9 protein-coding genes are annotated in these 10,892 nt (G+C 42.3%); 6 read left to right on the forward strand and 3 right to left on the reverse strand.

Annotation, left to right across the window (positions count from 1 at the left end):
- Positions 1 to 128: 128 nt before the first annotated feature.
- Positions 129 to 4,595, reverse strand: a complete 4,467-nt coding sequence (locus CU635_RS21525) for a glutamate synthase-related protein (protein ID WP_101579431.1) — start codon at positions 4,593 to 4,595, stop codon at positions 129 to 131.
- Between the two features lie 333 nt (positions 4,596 to 4,928).
- Positions 4,929 to 6,224 carry a glutamate-1-semialdehyde 2,1-aminomutase gene (locus CU635_RS21530; RefSeq protein WP_101579432.1) on the reverse strand — a complete coding sequence of 432 codons (1,296 nt, stop codon included), beginning with the start codon at positions 6,222 to 6,224 and terminating at the stop codon, positions 4,929 to 4,931.
- Between the two features lie 255 nt (positions 6,225 to 6,479).
- On the opposite strand from CU635_RS21530, the gene CU635_RS21535 reads away from it, so the two are divergent.
- From CU635_RS21535 to perR, 5 genes are all read left to right on the forward strand, one after another.
- The gene (locus tag CU635_RS21535; protein ID WP_101579433.1) at positions 6,480 to 6,884 is read left to right on the forward strand and encodes an ion channel; all 405 of its coding nucleotides are present in this window, start codon (positions 6,480 to 6,482) and stop codon (positions 6,882 to 6,884) included.
- Positions 6,885 to 6,967: 83 nt separating this feature from the next.
- Entirely contained in the window at positions 6,968 to 7,438 is a 471-nt protein-coding gene (gene bcp / locus CU635_RS21540) for a thioredoxin-dependent thiol peroxidase (RefSeq protein ID WP_245917556.1), read from the forward strand.
- 316 nt (positions 7,439 to 7,754) lie between these two features.
- Positions 7,755 to 7,901 (forward strand): hypothetical protein, encoded by a 147-nt coding sequence (locus CU635_RS23555; RefSeq protein ID WP_180955550.1) that lies wholly within the window; start codon positions 7,755 to 7,757, stop codon positions 7,899 to 7,901.
- Positions 7,902 to 8,085: 184 nt separating this feature from the next.
- On the forward strand, positions 8,086 to 8,640 hold the full coding sequence (locus CU635_RS21545; RefSeq protein ID WP_101579435.1) for a cob(I)yrinic acid a,c-diamide adenosyltransferase: 555 nt from the start codon (positions 8,086 to 8,088) through the stop codon (positions 8,638 to 8,640).
- A gap of 111 nt (positions 8,641 to 8,751) precedes the next feature.
- The gene (gene perR / locus CU635_RS21550; RefSeq protein WP_281258921.1) at positions 8,752 to 9,195 is read left to right on the forward strand and encodes a peroxide-responsive transcriptional repressor PerR; all 444 of its coding nucleotides are present in this window, start codon (positions 8,752 to 8,754) and stop codon (positions 9,193 to 9,195) included.
- Positions 9,196 to 9,287: 92 nt separating this feature from the next.
- Here perR and CU635_RS21555 read toward each other — a convergent pair whose 3' ends face one another.
- Complete coding sequence (locus CU635_RS21555) at positions 9,288 to 9,629, reverse strand: YgzB family protein (RefSeq protein ID WP_101579437.1); 342 nt, start codon at positions 9,627 to 9,629, stop codon at positions 9,288 to 9,290.
- 152 nt (positions 9,630 to 9,781) lie between these two features.
- Between CU635_RS21555 and CU635_RS21560 the strand changes: the two genes are divergently transcribed.
- A complete protein-coding gene (locus tag CU635_RS21560) occupies positions 9,782 to 10,657 on the forward strand; it encodes a nucleotidyltransferase-like protein (RefSeq protein WP_101579438.1) in 876 nt (291 codons plus the stop codon).
- Positions 10,658 to 10,892 lie beyond the last annotated feature (235 nt).

The following is a 10,892-nucleotide window of genomic DNA, read 5'->3' on the forward strand; positions in this document are numbered from 1 at the left end:
CGGCTACGCCATTATCTGGATGAGAAGGGAAATAATTCTCCTACAAACATTTTACTCATACTTCTATGAAGATGATTTAGACCAAACAAAAAGCCCGTGCCAATAATGGCAAACGGGCTTTAAAGTTATTATTCTGTTGAAACGGAAGGGTCTGCCTGCTCTTTTACAGGGACAACCTGGACAAAGTGTTTTTCCGGATTTGCCAGTAGCAAGGCAAGGTCGGCAGCTTCATCATGCTGTTCCTGTGCGTTTAGCATTTGCAGATAATTTTGTAAAAGCTCTGCCACATCTGCTTTTCCTTGTTCAGATAAGGCTGTTACCGAAACTTTAGCGCCTTTCGCAATCCTTCTTTGGATCGCGTCCTTCGTTAATCCCATCTCTGGCTGGTGGCGCAAGTAAACAACACCGCCAGTCATTCCGGCGCAAATCCATGGGCCCGGATCACCGAGTACAAGGCCCCTGCCGTTTGTCATATATTCAAAGGCGAATCCTTTAATATTGGCTTTAGAACCGATATTGCCAAATTCTTTTTCAGGCAGTGGTTCTTTAATAAGCCCGCCGATAATGATATCAGCCCCGGACAATCTGATTCCGGCACGTGCATCGGCATTTCCCTGGGCAACGAGCAGCCCTTTCTGCGCTCCATAGCCAAAGCCTTTTCCAACGGCCCCATTATAAAATTGGCCATCCTTGCCTTTTGACTTGGCGATTTGGATGCTTCCGCCGAACGAGGTTTTGCCAATCCCGTCCTGGCCGCCTCCGCTGACCTGTATACGAATGCCTTCGCTGTTATAAGCTCCCAGCCCGTTTCCTAAAATCGATCCTTCATATTTCAAATCAACAGGAGGAAGGGTTTTATAGGAGCCGTCGAGACGACCGCGAACACGATGACATGATACGCGGCTCGCCAGCACTCGCTGCTCCGAATTCACACTCTGGAACTCGCGGGACTGGTGCAGTTCCGAATCAACTCCATCCAGATATTCGGCGCCTACCGCAACCTGAAGCTGTTTTGTTTCCAATGCCGCAGCAGCTTCCTTTTGATTAAGCTGGCCTATTTCGAGCGTTTTTAGTAAATAGGTTAAATCGAGATGATCTTTGCCTTTAACTTGTTCCAACAGATCGGAACGGCCAACCGCGTCCTGCAGGTTTTTAATTCCTATTGAAGCGGCCAATGCTTTTAATTCCTGGCCAAACGCTGTAAACAGATTAATGAGCCCTTGTACAGCTAAATCATACTGTCTCGGCACAAACCGGCGCAAGCCGTGTTCCTTTGCCTGGGCTTCGGAATCAATTTGCGTTGCGATACCGACATGGCATGTGTCAAGATGGCAGCCACGGCATGTTGTACAACCGATTGAAATCATGGTAAGTGTACCAAAGCCAACCCGGTTAGCGCCAAGAAGCATCACTTTCAGAACATCAAGTGCACTTTTGATTCCTCCATCAGCCCAAAGCTCTACTTTATCACGCAATCCTGCTTCAAGAAGGGCGTTATGTGCGGCTTTGACACCAATTTCCACCGGCAGGCCGACATGTTGGAGGGCATGAATTCTTGCGGCACCCGTTCCGCCATCAAATCCACTCAGTGTAATAATATCGGCGCCTGCTTTTGCAATGCCGACAGCAATCGTTCCGATATTGGGAACGACCGGGACCTTTACCGCGACCTGTGCCTGGTCATTAGCCGTTTTCAGCTCGTGAATCATTTGCGCAAGATCTTCGATCGAATAAATATCATGGTTATTTGAAGGCGAGATTAAATCGGAACCGATTGTTGCGTTCCGTGCCTCAGCAATCTTTGCTGTAACTTTTGAACCAGGGAGGTGACCACCTTCTCCAGGCTTGGCGCCCTGGCCGATTTTAATTTCAAGCAAGTTGGTTGAATTCAACAGTTCAGCATTGACACCAAATCTTCCGGAAGCGACTTGCTGTCCGCGTGTTCTTGGATACTTGCCGAGCATGTCTTTGATCTCGCCGCCTTCACCATTCAAGCTGACCATATTTAAACGGTCTGCTCCTTCCGCATAAGCCCGGAAGGCCGTTTCATTTTGTGAACCGAAAGACATTGACGCGATCACAAATGGCAGACTGTGTTTTCCCACGCTGATATTGACTTCCTCCGGTCTCACGGGTGCTGCCGCTTTTTTCAAGCCTGTTAAATGGCGAATCGTTGTAGGATTTTGTTCTTCCTGTTCACTGATTTTTTCCCGATAAGCATTGTAATCACCAGTCGAAGCTACTTCGCCGATTGCTTTCCAAATACGCGGGAAGAGATGGAACGTTTTGCCGATTCGTTCTTTCTCATTTTGATAGTCAGCTGCCCGTAAGATCGCATCTTCTTTCATCGATTCAAAGTTACTGGCTAAATGTGCTGCACCAAAGAAGTTGACAATGTTCAAGTATTCAGCGACTTGCTCATTCAAACCGATCGCTGAGAAAAGGCGGCCATATCCGCGCAGTTCATGAATACCGATTGTGGAAATGACTTTCTCAAGCCCTTTTGTCAGAGCGCTGTATAAGTTGACAAGCGGCTTCAAAGATTCGTCCAGCACCGTCGTGAACATATAGTAAGGGCTGATCAGGTCAGCTCCTAAACCAAATGATGTAATAATATCGTGCAAGGAACGAATCGCTGCTGAGCGAAGTAAAAGAGAACAATCTCTTCTCAACTCTGCTTTAACAAGCGCCTGGTCGATCGCAGAAATAACAAGATGCGGATCAAGCCAGTAATGGCCCTCTTGATGGGAATCGGCATCATCGATAATCAACAGCGACTTTCCGTTTTTAACAGCGGCAACAGAGGCTTCAGCGAGCCGCTCTAAGGCATGGTCAATCGTTTCTTCGTTTGTAAATGTCGAAGACAAATAAGAAGCAAGCTGTTGCTCCCGGAATAGATGGACAATCTGATCGTAGCTAGGCTGCTGGAGCTCGCGGGAACATTCGAAGCCCGCTTTACCTTCAATTAAAATAGGTGATAAAAGCTCAACAATGGTATTCGCTTCATTTTTAGTAAATAAACTAGGACGCTTTCCGATAATTGTTCTAGTTGAAAAATGTTCGGTTTCCCTGTCACGGTCGATTGCCGGATTTGTCACAACAGCAACGCTTTCCTTTATATAATCCGGAATGTTTTTTCTCTCTGGATTTATGGCTGCAAGCGGTGCATCATGGCCAAGCGACCGGATTGGTTCGGCTCCTTTTTCAGCCATCTGTTCAACGAGCTGAACATGATCGCGTTCCCAGCCAAACGCTCTATACTGGCCGTTATGAATTTTGGTTGGATAATTCATTAAGACCGTTTTGGCCGGCGCCGGAGGGTTTAACCTTTTTCTTGTATCTGCAAAGCTGACTCTTTGTGAAAAGCGGTTGTACACTTCAGCCTGGTATTGTTCCTGCTCATAAACCTTCAATGTTTGTCCGTCCCATTTAAAGCCAACCTTTTCCCCGGGTGCCAATGGTTTTGGATCATTCATATATTCTTCTGCCGGAATGATTCCCGGTTCAGAGGAGAATAGGTAAGATGATTCTGTTTCGAGCATCCAAAGCGGACGAAGGCCAAGAGCATCAACACTAAATACAGCTTCATCACCAAATCGCGAAATGATACCGGCCGGCCCCTGGGCAAAATGGCCCCAGGCTTCACGAATATAAGTATAAAGATCCTGCTTGTGTTCTGGATATGCTTTTATCTCATTGATAATCGGCGGGAACAACAAGTCCATGACCTCAAATAAAGAATAGCCATCACGACAAATAAACGTTTCCATTGTTCTGCTTAAATCCTGGGAATCGCTGCCGTCTTTGACTAGCGGAACGCCAATCATTTTTGCCTCATCGCGAAGCTTGGCTATCGTGTTAATCTCGCCATTGTGACCAAGTATACTGAAAGGCTGGACCCTGAAAAAGCTTGACAGGGTATTGGTAGAATAACGATTATGGCCAAGAGTGATAGTCGAAGCGACCAGTGGGTTTGCAAGATCATGATAATATTTCGGCAGAATATCGCCGGCTCCCATCACCTTATAAACGGCATGATGCTGGCTTAAAGAAGCCACATGAACATTTTCGTTCAGTTCAAAATCGATAATCAGCTCAAATAAAGCTTTGGACTGTTCCTGTCCGGTAAACGGTGAGACACACGCAAACTGCCAGAAAACCGGGTTTTCCTGGATGGCGATCGGTCCTAGTGCAGAGGTATTCGTTACACTGTCTGTTTGGAATAATATATCAAACTGAGAAGCTTCCAATTTTTTAAATAGTTCATTTTTAATAGATTGACTGTCGGACTTTCTCGAGATGAAAATATGACCGACAACAAAATTCTCCTGGTCAACCACAGCAGGATCAAGGTTGTCTTTCTTGAATTTTTCCTTCCAGAGTTCACGCGGAATATCGATATGGATACCGACTCCGTCTCCTTCGCCGTTTATAAATCCGGCGCGGTGGTTCATGGTGACTAATGCATTTATACAATTAAATATATTCTCATTAGTAGGTTTTTTTGTTTTTTCCAAAGAAGCAACAATTCCGCAAGCATCATGTTCCTGCCTGTGAAATTCAGTAAAAAGAGAAGGACTCCATTTTTGTGTCATAGCCTCGGCTTAGGAAGAGTTTAGATGTTCCCTAAAGCCGGTTCACCTCCTAAATAAAAATGTTTCATAAACTCATGTTTGAGTAGGTAATTACGGTGGAAAAAGGAAAGGGTAATAAAACGTGAACGGTTTTTGAAAGGTATTTTTTACGTAATATTCGTATCATATCATAAGAATTTTCAGAAATCAATTATTATACAGCAAGATGGATGCTAATTGATGAAGAAAAATATAAAAAAATGTATAATAGTATTATTTGCAAGCGTTTTCATAGTGGGTTATTAAAAAGCCGGAAGATAAAAAATCTTCCGGAATGTATAAAAAGATGAATATTTATTCGTTTGCAAGTAAGTAAAATGCGTTTTGGACAGCATGAAGTGTTGCTTCAATATCTTCTTCCGTGTGGGCAATCGTTATAAACCACGCTTCATATTTAGACGGCGCCAGGTTGATGCCCTGGTTCAACATATGTTTAAAAAACTTCGCGAACATTTCCCCATCCGTATTTTCGGCCTGCTCGTAGTTTTCCACTGTCACGTCCGTAAAGTAGATCGTGAAGGCTCCCTTTAAACGGTTTATTGTAATAGGAACATTAAATTGTTTCGCTGCTTCGAGAATGCCTTCTTCAAGAATTTGGCCGAGATGGTCTAAATGCTCGTACACTCCTTTTTGCTTAAGGACTTCAAGACATGCGATTCCCGATAAGATAGAAGCTGGGTTTCCTGCCATTGTTCCGGCCTGGTAGGCTGGCCCAAGCGGAGCGACGGTTTCCATGATTTCCTGCTTTCCTCCATAGGCACCGATCGGCAGCCCACCGCCAATGATTTTACCAAGTGCCGTTAAATCGGGCTGGATCCCAAGCAGGTCCTGGGCTCCTCCATACATAAAACGAAACGCTGTAATAACTTCATCATAGATGACCAGTGCGCCTGCAGCATGGGCAAGCTCGTTTATTTGTTGCAGAAATCCCTCTTTAGGTTCAACGATCCCAAAGTTTCCAACGATCGGCTCGACCAAGACAGCAGCTATTTGATCGCCCCACTTTTCAAGAGCCTCTTTAAATGGTTCGATGTCATTAAAAGGAACGGTAATAACTTCCTGTGCAATGCTTTTAGGCACGCCCGCAGAGTCCGGAGTGCCGAGCGTCGATGGTCCTGAACCGGCTGCGACGAGCACAAGGTCAGAATGGCCATGGTAACAGCCGGCAAATTTGATGATCTTATCCCTTCCCGTGTAAGCCCGGGCTACACGAATCGTAGTCATTACGGCCTCAGTACCTGAATTGACAAAACGTACTTTTTCTAAACCGGGCATCGCTGCTTTAATCATTTTTGCGAATTTTACTTCGTGCGGGGTAGGTGTTCCATAAAGAACTCCTGTTTCTGCTGCTGTTTTTATTGCTTTCGTTATGTGCGGATGGGCATGTCCGGTGATAATCGGCCCGTACGCTGCTAAATAATCTATATATTGATTGCCGTCAACATCCCAAAAATATGCTCCGTTCGCGCGTTCCATCACGACGGGTGCTCCGCCCCCAACAGCTTTGTATGAGCGTGATGGACTGTTTACCCCACCGACAATATGTTCGAGTGCTTCTTTATGTAATCGTTCTGAATTAGAAAACTGCATCGATATCCTCCTCGTGAAAATCTGTCCTCTATTTTACATGATTTGCGGACACGTTTCATTATTATAAGCTTGTTTTTAACACATGGGGAGTACTCAATAGTATTTTTCTGTTAAATATTGTTTCATATTGCAACATAGATGAACATATGTGGTTCTTCGGACGTTCCTACTTTTAACTGCTGGCAAGCCGGCATATCAATGAATGCTTATGCGTATAGATGGATGAAGGGAGTTGTCCGGAAAAGAGGGGACAAGATGATGTTTTATGCGATGCTGGCCATAGTCATTTTCTGTATCGGAATGAGTTTGCGCACATTATTTTTACCCTATAAAATAAAAGGAAAGCGTGTCTCTTTTGAAAATTTCCTGTTTCTCATTTTAATATATGCGACGATTATGATCGGTTTTGGTTTGGTGTTTATGTTGTTTGAATTACAGGGCGAGCCTGTACTTATCGAAGCAGGAACCAGAGCTGCGGTCGACTTTTGGAGCCGTTTGGAAACCTCGCTTTATTTTAGCGCGATGACACTTTTTTCCGTTGGTTATGGGGATGTATTTCCTATTGGCATAGGGCGGATGATTGCAGTTATCGAGGCATTGATCGGCTATACGATCCCGGCCGCATTCGTGGCAAGGGCGGTCTTTGATTCGGAAAAATGAGGTGTGCGATGCTGAAAGTTTGTTTTTTATAAGAATTTTGGATACGCTTACCTATATGCTAAATGCAATTGGAGGAAAATAGTGTGAATGAATTGACCGGAAAACGAGCCCCCGATTTTAAACTGCCGGCAAGTAATGGACAAACTGTCAGCCTCGCAGACTTTCGCGGGAAAAATATCGTTCTTTATTTTTATCCGAAAGATATGACACCTGGATGTACAACTCAAGCCTGTGATTTTCGCGACCACCATCAAAGCTTTGCTGATGCGAATGCAGTTATTATCGGCATTAGTACTGACCCGGTTGCAAAACACGAAAAGTTTATTGACAAGTATGATTTGCCGTTTCTATTGCTTGCTGATGAAGAACATATAGCCGCAGAAGCTTACAGGGTGTGGAAACTGAAGAAAAATTTCGGCAAGGAATATATGGGGATTGAAAGGTCGACGTTCATGATCGACCAAAATGGAATCGTCGTTAAAGAATGGAGAAAAGTATCAGTGAAAGACCATGTTGAAGAGGCTTTGCAGTATATTACTGAAAACCTGCAATAAAATGATTTTGCTGATGGAAGCCTATTTTATTGGCATCAAGGCTTTTGTCCATGCCAAAAGCGGCATCTTGAATATCATTTTATTAGGGCATACCTCCTCAGATAAGTCTTAGCGGTCCAGTCTAACTGGGCCGTCTTTTTTTTGTATGAACATATAACAAGGCGCAGTATTATGCGCTGTCATACGGAATCCTCCTCGTAGAGTAAGACAATTTAATTCGTGTTTTCGGTTAGCTTAATATATTGTGAATTTACTCGGTTACGTGGGTGGAATGATATTATATTATGGAAGAAAGAAACACAATGGGGTGAAAAATATGAAAGTCGTTTCTTCGATATTTCCTTCTGAAGAACTGCAAAAAGCCGTCAGGGAGGAGTTTCCAGAAGTTGATTTTGAGTTTTATAAAGGAATGGATGAAGCGGAGCGCGCATTTTATAGTGCCGAAGTTTTTATTACAGAATGAGCCCCTCGATAAACAGCATCCATTTTGGGAAATGAACAACATAACCGTGACTCCCCATCTTTCGAGTATCACCAAAAACTACATGCCGAGATCATTTACTATTTTTAAATATAATTTACATACATATATTAATAAAGATAATGGATTTTTAAATGTGATTAACCTTGAAAGGGGATATTGAAAGGTGAAGATTTATACAAAAACCGGAGACAAAGGGACAACATCACTTATTTACGGTGAAAGAGTAGCAAAAGATGATCTGCGTGTCGAGGCTTATGGAACTTGTGATGAAGCGAATTCAATGATCGGGCTGTCATTAAGCTTTTTAAGCAACGAGTTTTTTGACGGGAAAGATCAACTTGAAGAAGTATTCCATAAAATTCAAACAGCTTTATTCCATGTTGGAGCAGAACTTGCCACTCCAAATGGAAGAGAAGTGAAATGGGTTTTAAAAGAAGAGCATTTACATGAATTAGAGCAAATGATTGACAAGCTGGATGCTTTTTTGCCAGCGTTGTCAAACTTTATTCTGCCGGGTGGCCATTCTGCTGGCGCAGCGTTCCATGTTGCAAGGACAATGGTCCGAAGAGCAGAACGATGTGCGGTTGGAATCAATGCTGACTTCAATCCATTAGTGCTAGCTTATTTGAACAGGCTCTCAGATTTCCTGTTTGTCTCTGCCCGATTTGTGAACCTTCATTTAGGGCAAAAAGAAATGCCTCTTCATAGCGAAAATTAAATCAGTTAACCTTATTATCATGTTTGTGTATTGACAAAATGCTTGAAAACTGAGTAGACTAATTATAAAGATTATAATATAAGAATACTTTCAGAAGAGGGGTGCATGGCGATGGATCACGATCACGGTCAATTAAAAGAAGCGTTGGAAACCTTAAAGGAAACGGGCGTCAGGATTACTCCGCAACGTCATGCGATACTTGAATATTTAATAAACTCAATGTCACATCCGACTGCAGATGAAATATATAAGTCATTGGAAGGAAAATTTCCTAACATGAGTGTGGCGACAGTTTACAATAATTTAAGAGTATTTCGTGAAGTAGGACTTGTTAAAGAGTTACCTTATGGCGATTCATCCAGCCGTTTTGATTTTGTGACAAGCCATCATTATCATGTGATTTGTGAAAAGTGCGGAAAGATCGTTGATTTTCATTATCCTGGGCTTGATGAAGTTGAGCAGCTTGCTTCTCATGTTACCGGTTTTAAAGTAAGCCACCATCGTATGGAGATTTACGGAACTTGTTCCGACTGTTCGTTTAAAGAAGCGCATTAAGCCAGCTGATAGCCCGGAGCTATTGGCTTTTTTGTTGTTTAGAAAATTATAAAATCAATAGAGAAAAGCCGTCTGATGACGGCTTCTTTCTATTATTTTCGATTGTATTTTTCATTAAACTCTTTTCCCTCAAGATTTTGGTCAAGAGTCAAAGGCTCGTTGCAATACATGCAGATATCCACACGGCCAAGTAGCTTTGTATGCTTCCCGCAATTCGGGCAGACGACCTGAACAGTTTTTGTTGAGAGCATTCCAATCCAAAAGTAAACAACAGTACTGGCAATGATAAAAAGAAGTCCAAGTATCATAAAAATTATCATCACAATGGGTGAGTTTCTAAAGAAAATCCCCCCGTACATGACAATAATTCCAATAAAAATTAAGCTTAGAGCAAACGTCCGAATTTTATTTATCTTACTAGAATATTTAGCCATCCTTGTACCTCCTAAAGAATACATACATTATATCATTTCGGTCGGAGGAAGTGGAATGGTTTAAGCTTGTTTGAAATCTCCCTAATAATTAAGAAGGAAATTTTCGATTTTTTGTCGAAAACATAAGCTACTAAAAAAATGGAGGAATGATGATGGAGGACATTCTTAGGCCTGTATATCAAGAACGGGCCAGCCAACCAAACACCCTCGGCGTCCTGATGATTGAAAAAAAACAAAAATCGAGCCCGACTACCGATACATTTGATGCGATTTTGCTGATAGTGGTTAAGGAAGCAGACCGATCAGTATATGTGAAGCACTACAGCTATGGTAATAAAAAGGCGGCTCTTCATATTATAAGTGAACAACAATTACATGAATGGCTTTTACTTGGGTCAAATCGAAAAATTATAGATTGGCTTTATAATGGCAAAATTCTTTTTGACCGGAACGAATATATTCACAATCTAAAGATCGAGCTGCAGGAATTTCCTTTCTACGGCCGTAAGATAAAAATAGGGCTTGAGTTTGCAAAATTAATTCGCCGCTATACGGATGGGAAAGCTTTTTTTGATAATCAGCATTACCTGGATGCATATAACCATGTTGTCCATTCTTTGCACCATCTTGCCCGATTAGCCGTTATCGAAAATGGCTTCCATCCTGAAGTGACTGTCTGGCATCAGGTTAAAAAGATTGAACCGGAGATTTTTAAGCTTTATGAGGAATTGGTTAGCAGTGAAGAGCCCCTTGAAAAAAGACTTGAGTTGCTGTTTTTAGCAAGTGAGTTTTTAATTCATTCAAGAACACAAATGGGAACCGCACATATTATAGACGTATTGAAGGAAAAAGATCTTTGGACATTCGATGAAATAATGAATGAAGAAGAATTAACAGCCTATTCCGTTGACCTGGGAGTCCTGCTTGAATATCTTAATGAAAAGAATTTAGTTGAAGTCGTCAATGTAGAAACGAAAGGACAATCCCTTTTTCACAGAGTATATAAAGCAACAAAAAAATTATATTAAAAAAACTTTAAACCCTCTTGACCTTTTATTAAATACTTGTTATATTGATATCCGTCGCTTCGAAATGCGTATCACATTACTTTTCGATGCAGACGGATGTTTCAAAAAAAGGTGTTGACTTAAAGGACGCCACATGTTATATTAGTAAAGTCGCCTCGCGGCGATATATGAGTTTATTGCTCTTTGAAAACTGAACAAGCAAGCAAAAACGTCAACGTTAAGTTTATTTTTATTT

Source organism: Bacillus canaveralius (genome assembly GCF_002860125.1).
In the GTDB taxonomy this organism is placed as follows: domain Bacteria; phylum Bacillota; class Bacilli; order Bacillales; family Cytobacillaceae; genus Bacillus_BJ; species Bacillus_BJ canaveralius.